The sequence below is a fragment of the Rhodococcus sp. NPDC019647 genome (assembly GCF_044389235.1).
Taxonomy (GTDB): domain Bacteria; phylum Actinomycetota; class Actinomycetes; order Mycobacteriales; family Mycobacteriaceae; genus Rhodococcus_F; species Rhodococcus_F oxybenzonivorans.
The window spans coordinates 1-23262 of the sequence record NZ_JBIRXS010000036.1; the positions used below are offsets into that span (position 1 = coordinate 1).

Here is a 23262-nt window from a genome sequence, read left to right on the forward strand (position 1 = left end):
GCCGGGGTGGGTGGTGCCGTCGGTGGTGGTGGTTGTGGGGGAGTTGCCGGTGACGGTGAGCGGGAAGCTGGACCGCACAGCACTACCCGAACCCGGCGCCGGGACGCGTCGCTTCCGGGCTCCCGCCACCCCCCTCGAAGCCGTCGTGGCCGGTGTGTTCGGCGACGTCCTCGGAATCGAACAGGTCGGCGCCGACGACGACTTCTTCCGCTTGGGCGGCGACTCACTGTCCGCCACCCGCGTGGTTGCCCGGGTCGACGCGGCACTCGACGTCGATGTCGGACTGCACGCCCTCTTCGAGGCGCCGACCGTCACAGCGTTTGCGGCCCGTGCCGCGAAAGCCACCGTGCGTACCGACCGACCGGTGCTGCAGGCAGGACCGCGTCCGGAACGAATCCCGTTGTCGCTGGCGCAGACTCGCATGTGGTTCCTCAACCAGTTCGACACCTCCTCGCCCGCCTACAACATCGCCATGGCGTTCCGGCTCACCGGCACACTCGATGTCGACGCGTTGCGCGCTGCGGTGGCCGATGTGGTGGCGCGGCACGAATCGCTCCGGACCAGCTTTCCGATGTGCGACGGTGAGCCGGTGCAGGTGATCCTCCCCGACGCGGCACCGGACCTGCCCGAGGTGACAGTGACCAGCGAAACCGAGTTGCGCGAGCGGCTCTCGGCGTCGGTGTCGGAAGGCTTCGACGTCACCAAGCAGGTGCCGGTGCGAGCCGCGTTGTTCGAGACCTCCGATGCCGAGCGAGTGCTCCTGGTGGTGGTGCATCACATCGTCGCGGACGGAGCATCGATGGTCCCGCTCGCCCGGGACGTGCTGGTGGCCTACACGGCCCGCACCCACGGGGGTGCCCCGGAATGGGAACCCCTGGCGGTGCAGTACGCCGACTTCGCACTCTGGCAGCGGCAACTCCTCGGTTCCGACGAGGATCCGCAGTCGCTGGTGTCGGCGCAGCTGGACTACTGGCGGAACGCGCTGGCCGGTCTTCCTGCCGCACTGGATCTACCGGCGGATCGTTCGCGTCCGATGCAACGGTCACCGGGTGGAAGCCGAGTGGGATTCGAAATCGACGCCGACCTGCATCGTCGGCTGACGGCGCTGGCGTCGGCGCACCAGTCGACGCTGTTCATGGTCGCGCATGCCGCCCTGGCCGCTTTCCTGGCCCGGATGTCCGGTTCCGAGGACATCGCCATCGGAACCCCCGTCGCCGGACGGGGTGAGGCCGCACTCGACGACATGGTCGGAATGTTCGTCAACACCGTGGTGCTACGCACCGTCATCCGGTCCGCGAGCACATTCGCCGAACTGCTCGAGCAGGTACGCGTCGTCGACCTCGGGGCATACGCCCACGCCGAGGTGCCGTTCGAGAAGGTCGTCGAAGCGCTCGACCCACCTCGCTCGACGGCGCATTCACCGCTGTTCCAGGTACTACTCGAATTCCAGAATGTGGAGCAATCCGACCTGTCGCTGCCGGGCGTCGAGGTGACCGGCATCGACCTCGGTGCGACGATCGCACGATTCGACTTGCAGCTCACCGTGTCCGAAGAGTACGACGACGAGGGGTCACCGTCGGGTATCAGGGCCGCATTCAGTTACGCCACCGACCTTTTCGATGCCGACACCGTCGCCGAGCTGGCCGACCGTTTCGTTCGCATGCTCGACGCCGTGGTGAACGACCCCTCGGTGCGGCTGGGAAACCTCGACATACTGGACGCCCTCGAAGGGGACGAACTCGCGCCGGTCCGGGGTGCACCCGCGGTTCCGGAACGGACGCTGTCGGACGTGCTCGTCGCCGGCGCCGCCGTGGACCCGGAGGCAATCGCACTGTCGAGCAACGGCATCGACGTTTCGTACCGGACGCTCGACGAACGGTCCAACCGGTTGGCCAGAGCGCTCGTCGACCGGGGCGCCGGTCCCGACTCCTTCGTCGCCGTCGGGGTGCCGCGGTCGATCGAATCGGTGCTGTCGGTGTGGGCGGTCGCGAAGTCGGGTGCGGCGTACATGCCGATCGATCCCGCACTCCCGGCCGCCCGCATCACGGCGATGCTCGAGGATTCCGGTGCAATCCTCGGACTGACCGTATCGGCGCACCGCGAGCATCTGCCCGGCGCGGTGCAGTGGCTGCTGCTCGACGACCCGGAGGTCGACAGCGCGTACCCCGGGGACCGGGTCACCGACGACGACCGCGTGCGACCGTTGCATACCGAGCACGCCGCCTTCCTGCTCTACACCTCCGGCTCGACCGGCACACCGAAGGGTGTCGTCGTCTCGCACAGCGGTCTGGCAAACCTGGTAGTCGAGGAGCGGGAACGCTTCGCAGCGACGCACGGGGCACGGGTGTCACACCTGGCGTCCCCGAGTTTCGACGCGTCCGTCTTCGAGCTGCTGATGGCGTTCACCGTCGGGGCGACGCTGGTGATCGTGCCCCCCACCGTGCTCGGTGGTCGTGAACTCGCCGAACTCCTCGAGGCCGAACACGTCACACACGCGTTCTTCACCCCCACCATCCTGGAAACGGTGAGCCCCGAAGAGCTCCCGTCCGTGCGTGTTCTGGCGGTGGCAGGTGAACGGTTCGCGCCCGAGCTTGCGAACCGCTGGACACCGGGCCGGTTTGTCTTCAACGGATACGGCCCCACCGAGGCGACCATACAGACCACGGCCAGCGAGGCGCTGTCGCCGGACGAGCCGGTCACCGTCGGGGGTCCCGGCCGCGGCGTCGACGTTGTAGTCCTCGATCCGTGGTTGCAGCCGGTCCCGGTGGGTGTGATGGGCGAATTGTATGCGGCGGGACCGGGACTGGCCCGTGGATACCATCGGCGCCCGGGTATGACAGCAGCGTCCTTCGTGGCGCACCCCTTCGGAGGTCCGGGCTCCCGCATGTACCGCACCGGTGACCTCGTGCGCTGGACCGAGATAGGCCGGCTGGAATACGTAGGCCGCAACGACTTCCAGGTGAAGATTCGAGGACAGCGGGTGGAGCTCGGCGAGATCGAGTCGGTACTGGCCCGCTGCGACGGGGTGGGCCGGGCGGCGGTGACCACACACGCCGGCGCGATCGATCGACTGGTAGGTTACGTTGTCCCTGAGGGGAATGCGAGCATCGATCCCGCGGAAGTGCTGCGCTACTCCGCCTCTCATCTCGCACCCTACATGGTGCCCTCCCAGCTGGTGGTGCTCGACGAGCTGCCGGTCGGGCGCACAGGCAAACTGGACCGGCGGGCACTTCCCGCGCCGTTGGTCTCGCCCAGGCCGTTCAAGACACCAGCCACTCCGCTCGAGCACGCAGTCGCGGAGGTGTTCGCCGACGTACTCGGGGTAGAACGCGTCGGAGCCGACGACGACTTCTTCGCACTGGGTGGGAACTCCCTGGTCGCGACCAGGTTGGCGTCCGCACTGCGGGACCGGCTCGGCACGGACGTCGCACTGCAGTGGATCTTCCGCAACCCCACTCCCGAAGGGCTGGCGCGCCGCATCGTCGACCCGTCCATGCCCGGCGCCGCGGCGACCGACGACGTGTTGAGTGTCGTGGTCCCGCTCCGGTCCGGTGGAACACGTCCCCCTGTGTTCTGCGTGCACCCCGCGGGCGGACTCGCCCTCGGATACGCCGGACTGATCCAGCACCTCGCGCCGGACAGGCCGGTGTACGGGCTGCAGCTGCCCATCCTGAGCGGAGGCGCGACGTTCGACTCGATGGAAGAACTGGCACACCGGTACGTCGTCGAGATGCGGGCGGTGCAGCCCCGAGGCCCGTACCACCTACTGGGATGGTCACTCGGTGGCGTGATCGCGCACGCGATCGCCGTCGAATTGCGGGAGTCCGGTGCGGACGTCGGCACGCTCGCGATGATGGACAGCTACCTGGCAGAGGAGGGCGACTTCGGTGACCTCGAGGTCGACGCCGAGCAATGGCTGCACGGACTGGGCGTCGACTTCGAGGGCAGCGGCGACGACGACAGGTCGTACCGAGAGCAGTTGGTCGAGATGCTCGGCCGATCGTTCGGCCGCGACCCGGCGTTCGCGTCGACCCTCCTGGGCCGCATCAGCGCGGGCCTCGAGAACTCGAAGCGGATCTCGGCCGAACATCGGCCCCGCGTGTTCGACGGCGACGTGCTGTTCTTCGCCGCCGCGCAGAGCACCGACGACGAAGGTGAACGACCCTCGCCGAGCGTGTGGCAGCCCGTGGTGACCGGCGTGATCACCGTGAACGAGGTGGAGTGCGAGCACGTGCGGATGACCACACCGGAGGCTTTCGCGGTGATCGGGCCGATCCTGGAACGCGCACTGGGGCGCACGCTCTGATGGTCGCCGCTATCCCCCCGATCGCCGCTATGCCCCGAGTGCACTGCCGATGACCGGCCAGGAGTCGCGTAGCTCGGTTTCGAACAGGCCCCAGGAGTGGGTGCCCTGCGGTAGGTAGGCGAACGTGGCCGGGATTCCGAGCTGCCGAAGCCTTGATTCGAACGCGCCGGCGCACACATGGGTGACCATCTCGACGACACTGCCGCCGATCGTCTGCGGCACGGCCAGTAGTGGGTCGTGGTTGTCGACGGGCCCCGGCATCCCGTTGCCGGTCGACACGAACAGCGTTGTGCCGCGCAGGCGCTCGGCGCTCAGCATCGGATCGTGCCGCGCCCACGCGGGATCCCCGGGGCCGCCCCACATGTTGGCGGCGTTACCGCCGCCCCGCAGTTCGACCATCGACCGCACCATCGCCTGCCCGAGCACGCCACTGGTCTGTGCGCACCCGCTGTACGAACCCACCGCACGATAGAACCCCGGTACCTGCGCCGCCAGGTCGAGCACCGCGCTGCCCGCCATCGAGACTCCGCCGATGGCTTTCGAGCCCGTGGTCGAAAACCGGCTGTCGATTGCGGCGGGAAGCTCGTGGGTGAGGTACGTCTGCCACTTGTTACGCCCGAGCACCGGATCGTCCGCGGCCCAGTCGGTGTACATGCTGTACTGGCCGCCGATCGGCATCACGACGGTCACATGCTTGTCGGCGAAGAAGTCCCGGACCCGCGTGTTGTTGAACCACGAGATGCCGTCCGATCCGCCGCCGATCCCGGTGAGCAGGTAGAAGGTGGGCGCGGGTGCCCCGGAAGCGGGCGAGATGACGTCGTTCGAAACCCAGCGGCCCATCGCCTCCGAGTAGACGTCCACCCGGGCGATCCGCGGCTCCGCCGAGGCAGGCGGCGGTCCGAGCGCCAGCCACGCCGACAACAGCAGGATCGTCACCACCAGTCCACGCAGAGGGGCCGAGCGTCGCAGAACGTCGAACGGTCGCATGATGCCCCCTGCCTGTGGCCTGCTCGTCCAATCTAAGACGCCGGGCTACCTGCTTGTCGCGGTTCCACGGAACCGGTGTATAGATGGATCGATGACGGACAACGACCGGCCCGACGAGCGATTCACACTCGCCAGTGAGCGGACGTTTCTGGCATGGATGCGGAGTTCGCTGGCCTTGCTCGCGGGTGGTCTCGCGATGATCCACTTGGTCCCCGAATTCAGCACCGGATGGGTGCGGACGACCCTCGGCCTGATTCTGATCGTTCTCGCCGCGGCAGCGGCCCTCGTCGGACTGCGACGGTGGTCTCAGGTCGAGAAGGCCCTACGCGACGGCGCGCCGATGCCCCCGCCCCACGAGTTGAGGCTGTTCGCCGTGGCTCTGACAGTGGTGGCGCTGGGAGCGGGGCTCGCCAGCGTCGTCGCCGTTCTCTAACCTGCAGAAGAGGTTTGCATAACGCGAACCGGACGTGACGATGAAGGAGTACACGGTGGCCCACGAGCTCAAGCTGGGATACAAGGCGTCGGCGGAGCAGTTCGGTCCGCGGGAGTTGGTGGAGCTGGGTGTGCTGGCGGAGGCGCACGGGATGGATTCGGCGACGGTGTCGGATCATTTCCAGCCGTGGCGGCACGAGGGTGGGCATGCGCCGTTCTCGATTGCGTGGATGACGGCGGTGGGGGAGCGGACGGAGCGGTTGCAGTTGGGGACGTCGGTGATGACGCCGACGTTCCGGTACAACCCGGCCGTGGTGGCGCAGGCGTTCGCGACGATGGGGTGTCTGTATCCGGGTCGGGTGATGCTCGGGGTGGGTACCGGTGAGGCGCTCAACGAGATCGCGACGGGTTTTGCGGGGCAGTGGCCGGAGTTCAAGGAGCGGTTCGCGCGGTTGCGGGAGTCGGTGCGGTTGATGCGGGAGTTGTGGCTCGGGGATCGGGTCGATTTCGAGGGCGAGTTCTTTTCCACGAAGGGGGCGTCGATTTATGACGTGCCCGAGGACGGGATTCCGGTGTATATCGCGGCGGGTGGTCCGGTGGTGGCCCGGTATGCGGGGCGCAGTGGGGACGGGTTCATTTGTACGTCGGGTAAGGGGATGGAGTTGTATACGGAGAAGTTGTTGCCGGCGGTGGCGGAGGGGGCGGCGAAGGCGGAGCGCGATGTCACGGAGATCGACAAGATGATCGAGATCAAGATTTCGTATGACACGGATCCGGAGTTGGCGCTGGAGAACACTCGGTTCTGGGCGCCGTTGTCGTTGACGGCGGAGCAGAAGCATTCGATCGATGATCCGATCGAGATGGAGAAGGCGGCGGATGCGTTGCCGATCGAGCAGGTCGCGAAGCGGTGGATCGTGGCGTCGGATCCGGATGAGGCGGTGGCGCAGATCCGCCCGTATCTCGACGCGGGATTGAATCATCTGGTGTTCCATGCGCCCGGACACGACCAGAAGCGGTTCCTGGAGCTCTTCGAACGCGACCTCGCACCCCGGCTCCGCGGCTAGGCGGCTTCGCCGCCCGTGCGCCTTTTTGGTAGCTGGAGCAACCAGAAAGGCGCACGGGCGCGGAGCGCCTCAGAGCAGCATGTGCACCCGCTTGTACAGGCGCTTGGACGGCCCGCCCAGCAGGTCCGCGTCGGCGAGGAAGCGCATCAGTGGCTGCGAGCTTTCGCGTACCTTCGCGGCGCGGAACGAGTTGTTCTTCGCCTCGCGTAGCGCTCGCTCGGTGTCGAGCCCGGCGGCGGCGTAGACAGCGGGGTTGATCATGCTCGACACGATGAGGTTCGCCGCGATCGCGATGGCGCCGCGGCTGGCCGCGCGGCGGGCCTTGCTGGTGCCGGCCGCACGGCGCAGTGTCTCCTCACGAGCGAAACGCATGTGCCGGGCCTCCTCGACCACGTGGATCTTGCTGGTCACCCGAACGATCGGCTGAACACGGGTGTCCTTCATCCAGTCGCGCTGCATGACGTCGAGGATTTCTTCGGCGACCAGGATGCCGGCGTAGGCGACCTCTCCCGACGCGAGAGCTTTGAATCCGCGACCCAGGTTGACCACGGCACGGCGCGGCACGTACGACGGGCAGCCGAACTTCTCGGCGGTACGAGCGAACATCACGGAGTGCCGACATTCGTCGGCGACTTCGGTGAGCGCGAACTGGAAGTGCGCCTGCGAGGCATCCTTGGCATACATGTCCCGGATGACCATCTGCTGCAGGATCATCTCGAACCAGATGCCGGTGCCCATGATCGAGGACACTTCGTGCTTGGTCAGGGTGATCTGCTGCTCGAACGTCATTTCGTTCCACAGCGGGGTGCCGAACAGTGTGGACCATTCCGGTGTCAGGCCGTACAGGTCGTCGGGGACCGGTGCATCCCAGTCGACCTCGACCATGGGGTCGTACGACATCCTCGCGGAGGATTCGAGGAGCCGTGTACCCGTGTCCTGGCGATCGGTGATCCTCGGGTTGCGAAGCTCGAGCGTAGAACGGGTCATGAGCGTCCTCCATATCAGTGTGACGAGACGTAACATGTAATATGGACCTCAGAATGGTTTACGTCAAGGCGCCTCGTGTACAAATGCTGGACTCTCTGACGGATACGCCGCCCTTCGTTCTGGTGGGTGATGATTCCCACACGCGTCCGGAGTTGGCTTGCTGAATGTTTGCTGATGGTCTGTAGTGGGTGTGCCTGCAGTCGGCAACAAGCTCCCGAACCGCAACGCGCAGGGTTCGGGATCGGCCGGCGGTCCCTCCCCCGACTCGGGGTCGTCGGCTGTTCCCACACCCGCTCACCCCGGCGGGTGTGGGAACAACCAGGCCGCCCGCGGCCCTTCTTGGAAGAAAGTTGGATGAGCAATGCCCGAGCAGAACCCTGTGAAACCCGACATCGTCGTCGGAGCCCGTGTCCGGGTTCGGCGCGAGACGGAAACGACGGCGCAGGGTGTGGTGATCGAGGATTTCGCGGAACTGACCACGTCGGGGCAGTCACTCGGCCGCGACTGGGCTCCGGTGCACCGGTGGGCGGTCGCTCTCGACGACGGACGTCTCGTGTTCGCCCACGACGGCGAACTCGACGTCGACACCGCGTCGAGCGGATAGTGACCGACGTCAGTCGACGCCGTGGAGGCGGTTCATCGCTCGGTGCAGTTGGTCTTCGCTGAGCGCGGGTACGCCCAAGGTGCTGTGGCCGTCCCGGTTTGCGCGGAGACCATCGAGCGCGAAGCCGAGGACGCGCTTCCACAACTCGGGTGATTCTGCGCTGGCAAAGTCGGCTGCAGCCTGAACGGACTGCGTCAGCAACGGTAGATCCGTGCTCTCGAAGTCGTCACGCAACGCCCCGGCGGCCTTGGCGCGTTCGACCAGGGCAGCTGTCCGCCGGTGAATTTCCCCTTGGGCCGCCTCCACCGCCCCGGCGAGCTTCCCGTGGGTCTCCGGATCGGCGAGGCCCTGCGGCAGCGCCCTGCCCGCCACAACCAGGTCGCGGAGGCCGCGGTCCTGCGCCAGCATTCGGGTGCTCTCGGAGAAGAAGTAGACGAGACCTTCCCATGGATCCGGCATCGCTTCTGCTGTGGTCGAGACCTCGACGACGTCCTGGAGACGCGAAGCGAACAGGTGCTCGATCAGTTGATCCTTGCTCGCAAATCGGCGGTAGACGGTCCCGACGCCGACACCGGCATGCTCCGCGACCTCGGCGAGTGTGGCCTCGAGACCCCGGGATGTGAACACCTCGCGCGCCGACTGCAGGATGCGTTCGAGGTTTGCCCGGGCGTCGCTGCGGAGAGCACGGTCTGTCTGAGGGCCCATTTCCTCAGTCTAGCTCATCCGGAATTGCCCGTTCCGCTTATGCTACCGTCTATCCGGAATTAGGCATTCCGCTTAACTGAGAGGGTGACAGGTATGACAGTGGTACGCGAGCGACCGGCGGTGACTGGGCAGGGCATCGATCGGCGATGGTTGATCCTCGGCGTATTGGCCATTGCCCAGTTGATGGTGGTCCTCGACGCGACGATCGTGAACATCGCGCTGCCCGAGGCGCAGCATGCGCTGGGATTCACCGACGGTCAGCGTCAATGGGTCGTCACGGCGTATTCGCTGGCGTTCGGGAGCCTGCTCCTTCTGGGTGGCCGGATCAACGACCTCTTCGGCCGCAAGAACTCGTTCATCATCGGTCTGATCGGTTTCGCGGCCGCGTCCGCTCTGGGTGGGTGGAGTCCCAACTTCGACGTTCTCGTGACCGCGCGTGCATTGCAGGGCGTATTCGGAGCGCTGTTGGCCCCGGCTGCCTTGTCGCTGTTGACCGTAACGTTTGCGGGGTCGGCGGATCGGACCCGGGCCTTCGGTGTGTTCGGGGCGATCTCGGGTGCGGGCGGCGCGATCGGCCTGCTGATGGGCGGCGTTCTCACCGATTACCTGTCATGGCATTGGTGCCTGTACGTCAACGTCGCCTTCGCCGTCGTGGCGCTGGTCGGTGCACTCGTATTTCTGCCTGCGCACCAGAAGGGCTCGACATCGAAAAGCCTGGATTGGTGGGGGACGGTATCGGTGACGGCCGGCCTGTTCTTCCTCGTGTACGGATTCGCCAACTCGGAAAGCCACGGCTGGTCCGACGCGTCGACGCTGACGTTCCTCGGGGTGGGGATAGTTCTGCTGGCACTATTCGCGTGGATCGAGACCAAGGTTCGCCATCCGCTGTTGCCGATGCGGGTGCTGACCGATCGGCTGCGCGGTGCCTCGTATCTGGTGATGTTGATTTCTGCGGTAGGCATGTTCGGGATCTTTCTGTTCCTCACCTATTACCTCCAGCAGCTGCTCGAATACAGCCCGATCGCGACCGGTATCGCCTTTCTGCCGATGGTCGCGTCGATCGCCCTGAGCGCTTCGTTCTCGGGAGCGGTGCTGGCCACTCGATACAGCCCGCGGATACTTGTCACGTCCGGTCTGCTCGTCTCTGCACTCGGTATGGCATTCCTGACCACGCTCGATGTCGACAGCGCCTACCTCACCGGCATCCTGCCGGGTCTTGTCGCGGTGGGGCTCGGTCTCGGATTCGTCTTCTCGAGCGCGATGGCCTCCTCCACGGCGGGAGTGCGGGCCGACGACGCCGGCGTCGCCTCGGCCACGGTGAACACCGCGCAGCAAGTCGGCGGTTCGATCGGGATTGCCCTCCTCAGCAGTGTCGCAGCTTCAGCAGCAGACAGCTACAGCGCCGAGCACGCCGTGTCCGGGGATCCGGCCGTCGTGGCGCAGCAACTCGCCGAGGGTGCGGCGCTGGTCAGCTATCACTCCGCGTTCTGGGTGGCCGCAGCATTCTTCGCTGTCGGCGCGTTGGTGTCGATAACACTGTATCGCAACGAGATTCCGCAGCAGGACGCCGATGCGGGGCCAATTCTGGTCCACTGATCCGGTCAGTTGGCAGTCAGTGCGAACACCCGCATGTTGCGATCGGTGCGGGTCTCGTAGACGCCGTAGACCCTGACCATGGCATCGAATTCGCGATATATGCGGGTTCGCTCCGGTTCGGTGAGGAGAGTGGCGGTCACCGGGATCGCCTTTCCCCCGATGGTCACCGTCGCGTGCGGCTCCGCGAGGAGATTCGCGGACCAGGCGGGGTGTTTCTCTTGCCCGAAGTTACTGCCTACCACGTAAATTCGGTCGCCCTCGCGGTAGTACAGCAGCGGGCTGGTCCTCGGCTTCCGGGACTTGCGGCCCGTCGTGGTGAGAAGCACCACCGGTGCGGCGATCGGGCCGAGAACGGTGAAACGTCCACCGCTCTTCTCGAGTAGGCGCCGGTCTACTCCGGCGAGCTTCCGAATTACCCACGACCCCGGCCGGGTAGCGGCGAAGGCCGCGGCGGGCTCACGGAGGAAGCTGTTTTCGCTGCCCCACCGCACGTCGGGGAAGGGTGATTCGGCCATATGTCATCTGACCGCTTCGCAGGACCCCTGTCAATCGTGGTGGCCGGAGGTGCCGACGGCGACGGCGACGGCGCCGGCGCGGACCGCCGGATACGCTATGGCCATGGCTGCACCTGGAACCTCCGCACCAGTGAGTCCGCCGGGCCCGTCGGCGCCGTCGAGCATCTACCCGTCGGCGCCGTCGAGCATCTACATCGCATCGCCGGAAGGAGACACCGGTAAGTCCACCATCGCGCTGGGCGTCTTGCAGATGCTGTGTGCCTCGGCGGCACGGGTGGGTGTTTTCCGGCCGATCGCGCGATCGACGGAGGAGACCGACTACATCCTGGAGTTGCTGCTCGAGCACACCACCGCCGACGTCGGTTACGAGCAGTCCCTGGGTGTCACCTATGAGCACGTCCACGCCGACCCCGACGGCGCGCTCAGTGAGATCGTCGCGCGGTATCACACGATGGCCGAGCAGTGCGATGCCGTCGTGGTCATCGGTAGCGACTACACCGACGTAGCCAGCCCGAGCGAACTCGGGTACAACGCGAGGATCGCCGTCAACCTGGGTGCGCCGGTGCTCCTCGCATTACGGGGAGCGCGCCGCAGTCCTGACGAGGTGGCCCAACTCGCTGCGCTGTGCATAGGCGAACTGAAGGCACATCACGCTCATCTGATCGCGGTGATTGCCAATCGGTGCAACCCGGACGAACTCGGCGCCGTCACGTCCGCGCTGTCCTCCACCGGCGTGCCTGCGTGGAGCTTGCCGGAGATTCCGCTGTTGACGGCGCCGACCATGGCAGAACTGCTCGACGCCGTCGACGGCACCTTGTTCAGTGGTGATCCCGAGCTTCTGCACCGTGAAGCGCTGCGGGTGATGGTCGGCGGCATGACGGCCGAGCACATCCTCGAGCGTCTGAGTGACGGGGTGGTGGTGATCGCGCCCGCCGACCGTTCCGACGTACTGCTGGCGATGGTCAACGCCCACGACGCGGAAGGGTTTCCGTCGCTCGCCGGGATCATCATGAATGGTGGTCTGCTCCCGCATCCCGCGATCGCCGACCTGATGGCAGGTTTGAAACCGCGTCTCCCGATCCTCACCACGTCGCTGGGTACGTTCGACACGGCAAGTGTTGCCGCGCAGACGCGGGGCCGGGTGGCCGTCGGCTCGCAACGCAAGGTCGACACCGCATTGAGCGTCATGGAGCAGCACGTCGATCCCGCTGTTCTCGTCGAACGGCTGAAACTTCCGATCCCCTCGGTGGTCACACCGCAGATGTTCGAGTACCAGCTGATCGACCGGGCCCGGCGCGGTCGCAGGCACATCGTCCTTCCGGAGGGCGACGACGACCGTATCCTCCGGGCCGCGGGCCGATTGCTCCAACGCCAGGTGGCGGAGCTGACACTCCTCGGAGACGAGGGACAGGTGCGCAGGCGTGCCGCCGAACTCGGTGTGGACCTGTCCGAGGCGCAGGTTCTCGATCCGCGAACCTCGGAGTACACCACCTCGTTCGCCGAGGAGTACGCCCGGCTGCGCGCGCACAAGGGCATGACCCTCGAGCGTGCACGGGAGGTGATGGGCGACATCTCGTACTTCGGAACCATGATGGTGCACAGGGGAATAGCGGACGGAATGGTGTCCGGCGCCGCGCACACCACCGCGCACACGATTCGGCCGTCGTTCGAGATCATCAAGACTCGGCCGGGTGTGAACACGGTGTCGAGCGTGTTCCTGATGTGTCTGTCCGACCGCGTCCTCGCCTACGGCGACTGCGCCGTGGTGCCCGACCCCACCGCCGAGCAACTGGCCGACATCGCGATCTCGTCCGCTGAGACGGCCGCGCAGTTCGGCATCGACCCGCGCATCGCGATGCTGTCGTACTCCACCGGCGATTCAGGGACCGGCGCAGATGTCGACAAGGTGCGCTCCGCCACCGCCGTCGTCCGCCAGCGACGACCGGATCTGTTGGTGGAAGGACCGATTCAGTACGACGCCGCCATCGAGCAGAGTGTGGCCGACAAGAAGATGCCCGACTCGCAGGTAGCGGGTAAGGCGACGGTGTTCATCTTCCCCGATCTCAACACCGGCAACAACACCTATAAGGCGGTGCAGCGCAGTGCCGGTGCCATCGCCGTCGGCCCGGTGTTGCAGGGTCTGAACAAGCCGGTCAACGACCTCTCCCGGGGCGCGCTGGTCGAGGATATCGTCAATACGGTGGCCATCACGGCCATTCAGGCCGCGGCGCTCGAACCTCGGGGGGCAGACACGTGAGCGACGACACCGCAGGATCGGTACTGGTACTCAACTCCGGTTCTTCGTCGATCAAGTTCCAGTTGATCCAGCCGGACACCGGCGAGTCGATCGCCTCCGGGCTCATCGAGCGGATCGGCGAACCGGACGGTCACATCGTGTATCGGCACCGCACGGGCGTGGAGGAACGACACGGTGTCATCGCTGACCATCGCGCGGGTTTGAAGACGGTCCTCGAGGTGGTCGCCGAGGTAGGCCGGCCGCTCGGTGAGGCTGGGATCGTCGCCGTGGGACACCGCCTTGTTCACGGCGGCAAGGTGTTCTACGAGCCCACGATCATCGACGACGACGTAGTGCGGGCCATCTCCGATCTGTCGAGCCTGGCGCCGCTGCACAATCCGGCGAACGTGATCGGCATCGAGGTGGCCCGGGAAGTGCTTCCCGACGTCCCGCACGTCGGAGTGTTCGACACCGCGTTCTTCCACACCCTGCCCGCGGCGGCGTCCACCTATGCCATCGATCGGAGCATCACGCAGGAGTACGACATTCGGCGTTACGGCTTCCACGGGACGTCGCACCAGTACGTGTCGTCCTGTGCCGCCCAGTTCCTCGGCAGGGATACCTCCGAGCTCGACCAGATAGTTCTGCATCTGGGCAACGGCGCCTCGGCGTCTGCCATACACAGCGGCCGCGCCGTCGACACCAGCATGGGATTCACGCCACTCGAGGGCCTCGTCATGGGTACGCGCAGTGGTGACATCGACCCGGGAGTCCTCCTCCATCTGTATCGGCAAGGACTGACGGTCGACCGGATCGACGACCTGCTCAACCGGCAGTCGGGTCTGCGAGGGCTGTCCGGCGTCAACGACTTCCGCTCGCTCCGGACCCTCGTCGGTGAGGGAAACGCGGACGCCGCGCTCGCCTATGACGTGTATGTGCACCGGCTCCGCAAGTACATCGGCGCCTACCTCGTGGAGCTGGGCGGTGCCGACGTCATCACGTTCACCGGGGGAGTGGGCGAGAACAACGTCGATGTCCGGCGCGACAGCCTGGCGGGGCTCGAACGTCTCGGCATCATCGTCGACGACACCCGCAACAGCTCGGAATCCCGGTCGGCCCGGCGCATCTCCTCGGACGACTCCGAGGTGGAAATCCTCGTCGTCCCCACCAACGAGGAGTTGGCGATTGCGCGGGCGGCAGTCGACTTGGTGGGTGGCTGAGCCGGTGACCGACTGCTAGAACAGGCTTTTCGGGCGAATGGTGTTGGCCCGGTCGACCAGTGCATAGCGGTGGGTGCGTTCGGGTGCTTTGCGGGCCAGTGCGCGCAGCGCCGCCTCGGCGCCGGTGCGTAACCCGTGTTCGGTGAACGGCACACCGAGGAAAGGTCTGTGTTCGGTGGTGGACGTGTGGCCGCTGCGTATCCAGTCGAGTGCGGTACCCAGCACGAGGGTGCGCATCTGGAGTGCCCGGCTCTCTTCGTGCGGCAGCGCGGCCACCCGAAGCGCCGCCTCACGCAGCTGGGACTCCTCGATCTTGTCGATCGGCCGCCCGGACAGCAGTACAAGCACACCGGTCATCCGGGCCACGGTGAAGTGCCGGGAGGTGGGGGGAACCTCGTCGAGCGCCGCGAGGGCACCGGAAAGATCTCCGCGCTCGGTGAGTTGCCGTGCCAGCCCGAATGCCGCGCTCACCGCGTTGTGGTCGGTGCGCCACACCGACCGGTAGTATTTCTCCGCGAACGACCGCCACGGGGCCGGGTCCGAGGTATCCCAGTGCTGCAGGATCAACTCGGCGGTCGCGGCCAGGGCGAGCTTGGGTGCCGTCTCACCGGGCATCGCTTGCAGCACGCCTTCGAAGTGGGAGAAGGCTGCCTCGTAGTCGCCGGAGAGCAGTGCGGCGATTCCTGCATACCAGTCGATCCGCCAGTTGTCGCCGACGTCTCCCTCCACGTCCCCGAGCAGGGTGAGTGCCGCGGCCGCGTCGCCGAGGTCGAGGTGAGCCTTGATCTCGGCGAGGGTGAGTTCGCGGGAAAACGACACATCGGGAGTTCCGACGAGGCGTTCGACGCCGTTGTCCCGGGCATGTCGCAGGGAGTCGAGCCTCTGCTGCGGTTCGCTGTGAACGGCGGCGGCCAGCAGGGGAGCGTTGGGGTCGGTGGGATCGATCAGCGGCACCGCCAGGGCCTGCGCCACCGAGCGCGCATCGAGTTTCTGGTCTCGGTGCACGCCGTCGACGTAGACGTCGGTCTGTTCGATGGCCTCGTCGGTGCCGAAAGTTGTTCGCTGCCTGCTGAACACCGTGGAGAGTCCGGGGTGTTCCTCGCCGGTCTGCTGCGCGAGTACCTCACGGAGCACGCCGGTGAGCTGACCGGCCATCTCCTGCGCCGAGCGGAAACGCTTCGCGGGGTCGGGATCGGTGGCACGCAGCAGGAGGCGATGGAAGAACTCGTATTCGGCCAGCAGCGGCGCGTTGTCGGGCGTCGGTATCCCGTCGAGGTACCGGCCCTTGTCGGAGGGCATGTCGAGCGTCAGCACCGCCAGCGTGCGGCCCACCGTGTAGATGTCGGAGGCGACAGTCGGGCCCGTCTTCACGATCTCCGGTGCCTGGAAACCTGGTGTGCCGTACAGATAGCCGTAGTCCTCGATGCCCGCGACCGCGCCGAGGTCGATCAGCTTGAGCGAATCCTCGGTCACCATCACGTTGTCGGGCTTGAGGTCGTTGTAGACCAGGCCCGTCGAGTGCAGATAGTCGAGTGCCGGAAATATTTCCAGCACATAGGCGATGGCTTGCTCGATGGGCATCCGTTCGGGGCGATGGTGCGTCGAGAGAACGTCCCTCAGCGAGTGCCCGCCCACGTACTCCATGACGATGTACCCCATCGGAGTCCCGTCGGATCGGGGGTGTTCGACGAAGTTGTAGATCTTCACGATGCTCGGGTGCGCCACCTCGGCGAGGAACTGGCGTTCTGCAACGGCGACCGCCTGCGCCTCGGCATCACCGAAATGCAACAGACCCTTGAGAACCACCCATCGATCGCTCACGTTGCGGTCGATTGCGAGATAGATCCACCCGAGACCGCCGTGTGCGATGCATCCCTGCACCTCGTACTGGCCGCTCACCAGCTCGCCAGGCCGCAGAAGCGGCCGGAAGTCGAAAGTGGCGGCGCACGAAGGGCATGTGCCGAACTCGCACTCTTCCGCAGTGGCGCACTTCCGGCCGACCGGATTGCCGCACTTCCAGCAGAACCGCTTGTTCTCGGGAACCGTCGGGTCCGACATCACGGCCGAAGCCGGGTCGACCGTCTTCACCACCGGCACTTCGACGAGCCCACCACCCAGACGCAGGCGGCCACCGGAGCGACTGCGCGGTGACCTCGTCGAGCGACCTGTCGTCGAGGCTCCCGATGGACGCGAAGCCTGCGTGGCCTGTTCCGGTTCGCGGGGTGCAGCCTGAGTGGCCTGTTCCGGTTCGCGGGGCGCAGCCTGGGTGGCGACCTCCGGATCCGGCGACCCCGTATTCTCCTGGGACATCGGCCTCAGTCCTGGTACACGGCGGCCGGAGGGACGGGCGACGGTCCCAGCATCGACAACCAGCGGTTGTAGGAGTCGGTCCAGGTTCCGTCGCGGCGGATCCGCTCGAGGGTGCCGTTGACGAACCGCACGAGGTCCTCGTTCGATTTGGTGATGCCGATTCCGTACGGTTCGGCGCCCATGCTGTCCCCGACGATCTCGAGGTACGGGTCCTGAGATGCCAGTCCGGCCAGAATCGTGTCGTCGGACGTCACCGCGTCGACCTGCCGTTGCTGCAACACCACCAGGCAGTCGGACCACATCGGCACGGTGAGGATCTCGGCCGTCGGCGCCACCTGCTGCAGCCGCGCCAACGACGTGGTGCCGCGCACCACACATACCCGTTGTCCGGCCAGATCCGCCGGACCGCGGATGGGCGAGCCCTTGACGACGAGGACCCGTTGTCGCGCCTCGAAGTACTGGCTCGAGAACGCCACCCGCTCTCGCCGGTCGCAGGTGATCGTCATCGTCTTGGCGACGACATCGACCAGCGACTCCTGCAGCGCCCGTTCACGATCGGCGGACGTGAGAATTCGGTACTCCAGACGCTCCGGGTCACCGAACAGATCCCGTGCAATCTCACGGGCGATGTCGACATCGAACCCCTCGATCGTGCCGGTGGCCGGGTCGCGGAAACTCATGAGGTTACTGCCGGTATCCAACCCGACGATCAGCCTGCCCCGCGCGCGGATGGCGTCGACTGTCGGGCTCGGTGGTGGTGGGCCTGCGTCGGAAACGGGGCGCAGACTGGCTGTGGGATCGCCGCAGTCGCCGCCCGGCGCGGGAGCCGGTGTCGAACGGTCCGTCGGTGCCGGGGCGACGCCGGCGGGCAACGGCGGTTGGGTGTACGAGATGCTCGGCGAACCGACGTGTCCCGACGTCGACTGGGCGCAACCGCAGAGGAGCATCGCCAGCGCCAGCACCACGGGTGCTATCCGGTGCCGCCTCACTGATACTCCCTCAACCGCGGCCACAGTCCGATGATAATTCCGATCACGGCGATCAGCGTCAGGGCGAAGGCCCCCGGGCCCAACGCCGTCAGCACCCCGGATGCGGACGCCACATGGGAGCGCAGATGATCACGGGCAGAGTCGATGCCTTCGGTGAGCGCATCGTCGAGAGCGGTGAACTGGGCGGCCGAGTTCTGGTCTCCGGGACCGATGGCGATGGCCGCGCCGGCGAGGAAATCGCCCTCGGCGAGAACGGTGTTCATCCGTTCGTGCGCCGTCGACCATCGGTTCCATGCTTCCTCGGCCCGGGTCACCTCGGCGTCACCGACCGGGTTGTCGTCCTCGCGCGGATAATTCGACAGCACCGCACCGAGCTGGGCGGACTTGTCGTCGAACACCGCGTCGTAGTCGCCGTTCGAATCGCGTCGCACCAACCTGAGTGTCTCCTCGGTGCGCGCCTGCTGGGCGAGGATGCGGCCGGTGGTCAATTCGTGCAGCGGCCGGGCACCCTCGGTGAGTGCGCGATGGGTGTCGAGAGCCGAGATCAGCCCTGCTACCAGCATCCATGCCAGCAGAATGGCGGTAGCCGACGATGCCAGGATCAAACCGAGATTGAACGTGCGCCGCGTGAGCCGGGCCAGCACTACCTGGGTGAGGACCAATCCCACCGCGGCCGTCAACAGGAGCGCGAGCGCGAACCACGGAGGCCGTGAATAGTTACTCTGCGTCGACGCCACACGGGCCTCGTGCCCGGCGTGCAACTGCTGTGCCATCGGAAGCAGGCTCGTCTGCATCAGCGTCGAGGCCTCCCCGAGGTAGGCCGCCCCGACGGGGTTGCCCACCCGGTTGTTCGCCCGCGCGGTCTCGACGAGCCCGGTGTACACCGTGAGGTCGGTGGAGATGGAGGCGAGGAGTCGGCGGCTGTCCGCCTCGCTCGCTGCCAGCCCGCCGGAGGCATGGACGAGATCCGCCGACGCCGTGCCGATCGCCTGCGCATACCTGTCCCGAAGGTCGCCTGGCTCGAGACCCCCCGAGATGAACGCCGTCGTGGCTGCGGCGTCGGCCACCGACAACGCGATATACAGATTCTGCGCCGAGTACGACAGCGGTTCGGCATCCACGAGGACGGCGTCGAGCGTGGCCGCCCTGCCGTTCACCGTGGAGGTGGCCACCAGACCGGCGGCCACGCACAGGAGCATGAGCAGAATGCCGAGACCGGTCAGTCTGGCCGGGGTCGAGTGGAGGAAGGCGCGCAACTCCCTGCGGCGAGCCACCGCCGGATCGACCTCGTCGTCCCCGAGGGCCGACAAAGCTCGGCTACCGTGGGGTTCGATCGACGGTGCCTCACGCAGAACCACGTCGCACCCCTTCTGAAACCGGCCGCACTGTGTGGGGAGCATATAAGCTGCCGCGCCGGGAGGCGGTCAACCGGACGGAGTGCGGGATCGTGCCCCCGCCGAACGAAGCCCGAACGGGGCCGTGAGCTGGCGAGGCAGGGAGAAACCGTTAGTGTGAGGGAACTGCAGGTGACCCATCAGGTCGGACAGGGGTAGTCGATGCGTGGTGACGGGGACGGCTGGGCAACCGGTCCGGACGGCAGTCGTCATTGGGGCAAGCACGGTGCGGCCGGATTGTTGTTGCGTGCTCCGCTCGCGGACGAGACGCCGGCGGTGCTGCTCCAGCATCGTGCGGTCTGGAGCCATCAAGGCGGGACGTGGGCGTTGCCCGGCGGCGCCCGGGACAGCCACGAGACGACGACCCATGCTGCGGTCCGGGAAGCCCACGAGGAGACCGGCATCGAGAGCGCGGCCATCCGGGTGCGCACCGAGGTCGTGACGATGGAAGCCGCCAGCGGCTGGAGCTACACCACGGTGATCGCCGACGCCGAGCGCCCGCTCCCCACCGTTGCCAACGGTGAGAGCACGGAGCTGCGCTGGGTTCGTGAATCCGACGTCGCAGGGCTGCCGCTCCATCCGGGGTTCCAAGCGGGCTGGCAGATGCTGCGCACCACGGAGGTACGGCTGGTCCTCGCCGGGCACGACGTTCTGGGGGAGCACGCCTCGCTGACACACTTGTCGAAGGCGTTGCCCCGCACGATCCACCTGCCCGACGGAACCTACGGCTGGCTCCCGCGCGTCGAGGTGCTCGACTCGCTCGAGGTGATCGGTGGCACCGCGGAGCCGGCAGGCCATGGCACCACCGTCGGAACGGTGACCGCCGTGGTGACCGCGGACCCCGAACTCGTCGACCAACTCGCGGGCACCGTCCTCACCCTGGAGCCGTCGACCGTCCTGGGCTGGCTGGATCAGCCGTAACTCAGCTGTTGCCGCGGAGCATTCCGGCGAGTGAGCGCGCCGCCGCCTGAGGGTCCCGGGCCTCCGTGATCGCCCGCACCACGACGATGCGGGTGGCTCCCGCAGCCAGAATCTCCGGTACGCGTGACTCGTCGATGCCACCGATCGCGAACCAGGGTCGGGTGGGCTGCGAATCGGCGGTGGACCGCACCAGCTCGATGCCCGCCGCCGTGCGTCCCGGCTTGGTGGGGGTGGCCCATACGGGCCCGGTGCAGAAGTAGTCGACATCGTCCTCGATCGCCGCGAGACTGGCCTGCGCCCGGCTGTGGGTGGATCGGCCGATCAGGACATCTGGCCCTACGACGTTCCGGGCGTACGGCACCGGAAGGTCGCCCTGGCCGAGGTGAAGGACGTCGGCACCGGCTGCGAGCGCCATGTCCGCGCGGTCGTTGACGGCGAGCAGGGCGCCGTGCCTCCGTGCGACGGCGGCGAGCACGGACAGAGCCGCAAGTTCGTCGCGTGCGTCCATCGGACCCAGCTCGCGCTCGCCGGCCGAGCCCTTGTCGCGGAGCTGGATGATGTCGACACCACCGGACAGCGCGGCTTCCGCGAACTGTGCCAGGTCACCTTTTTCGCGTCGAGCGTCGGTACACAGGTACAAACGCGCAGCTCCGAGGCGACGCCGACGTTCTGCATGGCTGGTGTGATGCGAGGTGGTCACGGCATGACGGTAGCCTCTACGGTGAAAGTGCAACACGGGAGTCCCGGGATCGTGGGGCTGAGAGGGGCTCACGCCGAGCCCGACCGTCATACCTGACCCGGATCATGCCGGCGCAGGAAGTGAGGTGGTGTTCGATGTCAACGGTTCTGAGACCACGGTCGGTGTCCGTCGTCGGCGGCGGGGTGATCGGGCTGTCGATTGCGTGGCGCGCCGCCCACGCCGGGTGGTCGGTCCGCCTGTACGACCCGGCGATCGGCTCGGGTGCGTCGTGGGTGGCAGGGGGAATGCTGGCACCGCTGTCCGAGGGCTGGCCCGGCGAGGAGAGTGTCCTCGAGCTGGGCAGTGCGTCACTGGACCGGTGGCCCGACTTCGGCAAGGAGCTCGAGGCCGCCGCCGGTGTCGAGCTGTTCACTTCGGCCAGTTCACTCACCGTCGCGCTCGACGCCGCCGATGCCGAAGATCTGCGGACCATTGCCGAATGGGTCGGTGCGCAGGGACGGGATCTGCAGATCCTGAGCCGAAGCGAGGTGCGCGAACTCGAGCCGATGCTCGGGCGTGGGGTTCGGCTCGGACTGCTCGCGGTCGCGGAACTTGCCGTCGACAACCGGTTGCTGCTGGCGGCACTGCGGACGTGCGCAGTCGACGCCGGAGTGGAGTTGATCGAGGAGAGTGTGTCCGACCTCGGCCTGCTCGACACCGACCAGATCGTCCTCACCGCAGGCGTCGCGTCGCCGTCGCTGTGGCCGGGGCTTCCGGTTCGCCCGGTGAAGGGGGAGATCCTGCGACTGCGTGCCCGTCCCGGGGTGACGCCGGCGCCGGGTCGCACCATCCGCGGCAGTGTGCACGGCCGTCCCGCGTACCTCGTGCCGCGGGCCGACGGAATCGTCGTGGGCGCCACCCAGCACGAATCCGGCCACGACACCCAGGTCACCGTCGCCGGGGTGCGCGATCTCATCGCCGACGCCGAAGCACTGATGCCTGCGATCGGTGAGTACGAACTGCGCGAGGCCTCGGCCGGTCTGCGGCCGATGACTCCCGACAATCTGCCCCTGATCGGGCGAGTGTCGGATCGGGTCGTGGTGGCGACGGGACACGGACGCAACGGCGTCCTGCTCACCCCCGTCACCGCCGATGCGACGGTGGCACTGTTGGAGGGATCGGCTCTCGCCGAGGCGAAGGCTGCCGACCCCGGACGTTTCGAGAAAGTAGCGAGGTAGAGATGAGTGAGCAGCAAGTCGTGGTGCCCGTCGGCATCACCGTCAACGGCGAGTACCACGATTTCGCGGTAGCGCCCACCGTCGCCCAGCTGCTGGAGACGCTGAACCTGCCCACGAAGGGCATCGCGGTAGCTGTCAACGGTGCCGTGTTCCCGAAGGCCCGCTGGGACGAAGTCGTGGACCGCGGCTGGGACATCGAGATCCTCACGGCGGTGCAGGGTGGCTGACGTGATACCGGTGGCGCAGAAGGGCCTGACCATCGCCGGCCGCACCTTCGACTCGCGGCTGATCATGGGCACCGGCGGGGCCGCCAACCTCACCGTGCTGGAAGAGGCGCTGGTGGCATCCGGCACCGAGTTGACGACCGTCGCGATGCGCCGGGTCGACGCGGCCGGCGGCACCGGCGTGCTCGACCTGCTGCGGCGGCTCGACATCGCGCCGCTGCCGAACACCGCGGGTTGCCGGGGCGCGGCCGAGGCGGTGCTCACCGCGCAGCTCGCCCGTGAGGCGCTGGAAACCGACTGGGTGAAGCTCGAGGTGATCGCCGACGAACGCACCCTGATGCCCGACGCGATCGAGCTCGTCAGTGCGGCAGAGCAATTGGTCGACGACGGCTTCGTCGTCCTGCCTTACACCACGGACGACCCGGTGCTGGCCCGCCGGCTCGAGGACATCGGGTGTGTTGCCGTGATGCCCCTGGGGTCACCGATCGGAACCGGATTGGGCATCGCCAACCCGCACAACATAGAAATGATCGTCGACGGGGCCGGGGTGCCGGTGATCCTCGACGCCGGAATCGGAACCGCGAGCGACGCCACCCTGGCGATGGAGTTGGGCTGTGACGCCGTCCTCCTGGCCACCGCCGTCACCCGGGCCAAGGACCCGGCGCTGATGGCGTCGGCGATGCGTGGCGCTGTCGTGGCGGGGTACGAGGCACGTCACGCGGGCCGGATACCCAAGCGATTCTGGGCACAGGCGTCGTCCTGACCACTTCCGTGCGGGTGGCGTTCTCAGGGTTCTGTCGGGGTGGGTCCGGGGACGGGTGGTACCACGGGACGAGTCGACAGTAGACCCACGGC

General features: G+C 67.0%; 19 protein-coding genes and 1 riboswitch. Of the genes, 11 read left to right on the top strand and 8 right to left on the bottom strand.

The window, feature by feature from the left end; translation table 11 throughout:
* The coding region (locus tag ACH49N_RS34490; protein WP_358277083.1) for an amino acid adenylation domain-containing protein at window positions 1-4306 on the top strand (4306 nt) is incomplete at its 5' end.
* A 27-nt stretch (window positions 4307-4333) separates the two neighbouring features.
* On the opposite strand, the gene ACH49N_RS34495 is transcribed toward ACH49N_RS34490, so the two are convergent.
* Window positions 4334-5293 carry an alpha/beta hydrolase family protein gene (locus tag ACH49N_RS34495; RefSeq protein WP_358277085.1) on the bottom strand — a complete coding sequence of 320 codons (960 nt, stop codon included), beginning with the start codon at window positions 5291-5293 and terminating at the stop codon, window positions 4334-4336.
* A 91-nt stretch (window positions 5294-5384) separates the two neighbouring features.
* Between ACH49N_RS34495 and ACH49N_RS34500 the strand changes: the two genes are divergently transcribed.
* A complete protein-coding gene (locus ACH49N_RS34500) occupies window positions 5385-5726 on the top strand; it encodes a DUF202 domain-containing protein (protein ID WP_358277087.1) in 342 nt (113 codons plus the stop codon).
* A gap of 55 nt (window positions 5727-5781) precedes the next feature.
* Window positions 5782-6789 carry a glucose-6-phosphate dehydrogenase (coenzyme-F420) gene (fgd, locus tag ACH49N_RS34505; RefSeq protein ID WP_358277089.1) on the top strand — a complete coding sequence of 336 codons (1008 nt, stop codon included), beginning with the start codon at window positions 5782-5784 and terminating at the stop codon, window positions 6787-6789.
* 69 nt (window positions 6790-6858) lie between these two features.
* Here fgd and ACH49N_RS34510 read toward each other — a convergent pair whose 3' ends face one another.
* A complete protein-coding gene (locus tag ACH49N_RS34510; RefSeq protein ID WP_358277091.1) occupies window positions 6859-7776 on the bottom strand; it encodes a diiron oxygenase in 918 nt (305 codons plus the stop codon).
* 361 nt (window positions 7777-8137) lie between these two features.
* Here ACH49N_RS34510 and ACH49N_RS34515 point away from each other — a divergent pair, with 361 nt between their 5' ends.
* Window positions 8138-8380, top strand: a complete 243-nt coding sequence (locus ACH49N_RS34515) for a hypothetical protein (RefSeq protein ID WP_358277093.1) — start codon at window positions 8138-8140, stop codon at window positions 8378-8380.
* Window positions 8381-8389: 9 nt separating this feature from the next.
* Here ACH49N_RS34515 and ACH49N_RS34520 read toward each other — a convergent pair whose 3' ends face one another.
* Window positions 8390-9085: a helix-turn-helix domain-containing protein gene (locus tag ACH49N_RS34520; RefSeq protein ID WP_358277095.1), complete on the bottom strand. Its 696-nt coding sequence runs from the start codon at window positions 9083-9085 to the stop codon at window positions 8390-8392.
* Window positions 9086-9178: 93 nt separating this feature from the next.
* Here ACH49N_RS34520 and ACH49N_RS34525 point away from each other — a divergent pair, with 93 nt between their 5' ends.
* Entirely contained in the window at window positions 9179-10681 is a 1503-nt protein-coding gene (locus ACH49N_RS34525) for an MFS transporter (protein ID WP_358277096.1), read from the top strand.
* A 5-nt stretch (window positions 10682-10686) separates the two neighbouring features.
* On the opposite strand, the gene ACH49N_RS34530 is transcribed toward ACH49N_RS34525, so the two are convergent.
* Window positions 10687-11196 carry a nitroreductase/quinone reductase family protein gene (locus ACH49N_RS34530; RefSeq protein WP_358277098.1) on the bottom strand — a complete coding sequence of 170 codons (510 nt, stop codon included), beginning with the start codon at window positions 11194-11196 and terminating at the stop codon, window positions 10687-10689.
* A gap of 97 nt (window positions 11197-11293) precedes the next feature.
* Here ACH49N_RS34530 and pta point away from each other — a divergent pair, with 97 nt between their 5' ends.
* The gene (gene pta / locus ACH49N_RS34535; protein WP_358277163.1) at window positions 11294-13453 is read left to right on the top strand and encodes a phosphate acetyltransferase; all 2160 of its coding nucleotides are present in this window, start codon (window positions 11294-11296) and stop codon (window positions 13451-13453) included.
* Entirely contained in the window at window positions 13450-14652 is a 1203-nt protein-coding gene (locus ACH49N_RS34540; RefSeq protein ID WP_358277100.1) for an acetate kinase, read from the top strand. The genes pta and ACH49N_RS34540 overlap by 4 nt, the downstream gene beginning before the upstream one ends.
* 15 nt (window positions 14653-14667) lie before the next feature.
* Here the strand turns inward: ACH49N_RS34540 and ACH49N_RS34545 are convergent, their stop codons facing one another.
* From ACH49N_RS34545 to ACH49N_RS34555, 3 genes are read right to left on the bottom strand one after another with little or no spacing between them, the layout of a single operon-like run.
* Complete coding sequence (locus ACH49N_RS34545; RefSeq protein ID WP_358277102.1) at window positions 14668-16962, bottom strand: tetratricopeptide repeat protein; 2295 nt, start codon at window positions 16960-16962, stop codon at window positions 14668-14670.
* A 5-nt stretch (window positions 16963-16967) separates the two neighbouring features.
* Window positions 16968-17951, bottom strand: a complete 984-nt coding sequence (locus ACH49N_RS34550; protein WP_358277104.1) for a transporter substrate-binding domain-containing protein — start codon at window positions 17949-17951, stop codon at window positions 16968-16970.
* A complete protein-coding gene (locus ACH49N_RS34555) occupies window positions 17948-19309 on the bottom strand; it encodes a hypothetical protein (protein ID WP_250775002.1) in 1362 nt (453 codons plus the stop codon). Before ACH49N_RS34555 ends, ACH49N_RS34550 begins: the two co-directional genes overlap by 4 nt.
* A 198-nt stretch (window positions 19310-19507) precedes the next feature.
* On the opposite strand from ACH49N_RS34555, the gene ACH49N_RS34560 reads away from it, so the two are divergent.
* Entirely contained in the window at window positions 19508-20266 is a 759-nt protein-coding gene (locus ACH49N_RS34560) for an NUDIX hydrolase (RefSeq protein WP_159920078.1), read from the top strand.
* A gap of 1 nt (window position 20267) precedes the next feature.
* Here ACH49N_RS34560 and thiE read toward each other — a convergent pair whose 3' ends face one another.
* Complete coding sequence (thiE, locus tag ACH49N_RS34565) at window positions 20268-20966, bottom strand: thiamine phosphate synthase (RefSeq protein ID WP_159920080.1); 699 nt, start codon at window positions 20964-20966, stop codon at window positions 20268-20270.
* Between the two features lie 24 nt (window positions 20967-20990).
* Window positions 20991-21104, top strand: a riboswitch (TPP riboswitch).
* On the opposite strand from thiE, the gene thiO reads away from it, so the two are divergent.
* The 3 genes from thiO (at window position 21101) to ACH49N_RS34580 (ending at window position 23170) form a co-directional block, all read left to right on the top strand.
* Window positions 21101-22183 (top strand): glycine oxidase ThiO, encoded by a 1083-nt coding sequence (gene thiO, locus ACH49N_RS34570; RefSeq protein ID WP_213573203.1) that lies wholly within the window; start codon window positions 21101-21103, stop codon window positions 22181-22183. (Overlaps the previous riboswitch by 4 nt.)
* A gap of 2 nt (window positions 22184-22185) precedes the next feature.
* The gene (gene thiS / locus ACH49N_RS34575) at window positions 22186-22410 is read left to right on the top strand and encodes a sulfur carrier protein ThiS (protein WP_358277108.1); all 225 of its coding nucleotides are present in this window, start codon (window positions 22186-22188) and stop codon (window positions 22408-22410) included.
* Complete coding sequence (locus ACH49N_RS34580) at window positions 22403-23170, top strand: thiazole synthase (protein WP_358277110.1); 768 nt, start codon at window positions 22403-22405, stop codon at window positions 23168-23170. The genes thiS and ACH49N_RS34580 overlap by 8 nt, the downstream gene beginning before the upstream one ends.
* The last annotated feature ends 92 nt before the right edge of the window (window positions 23171-23262 follow it).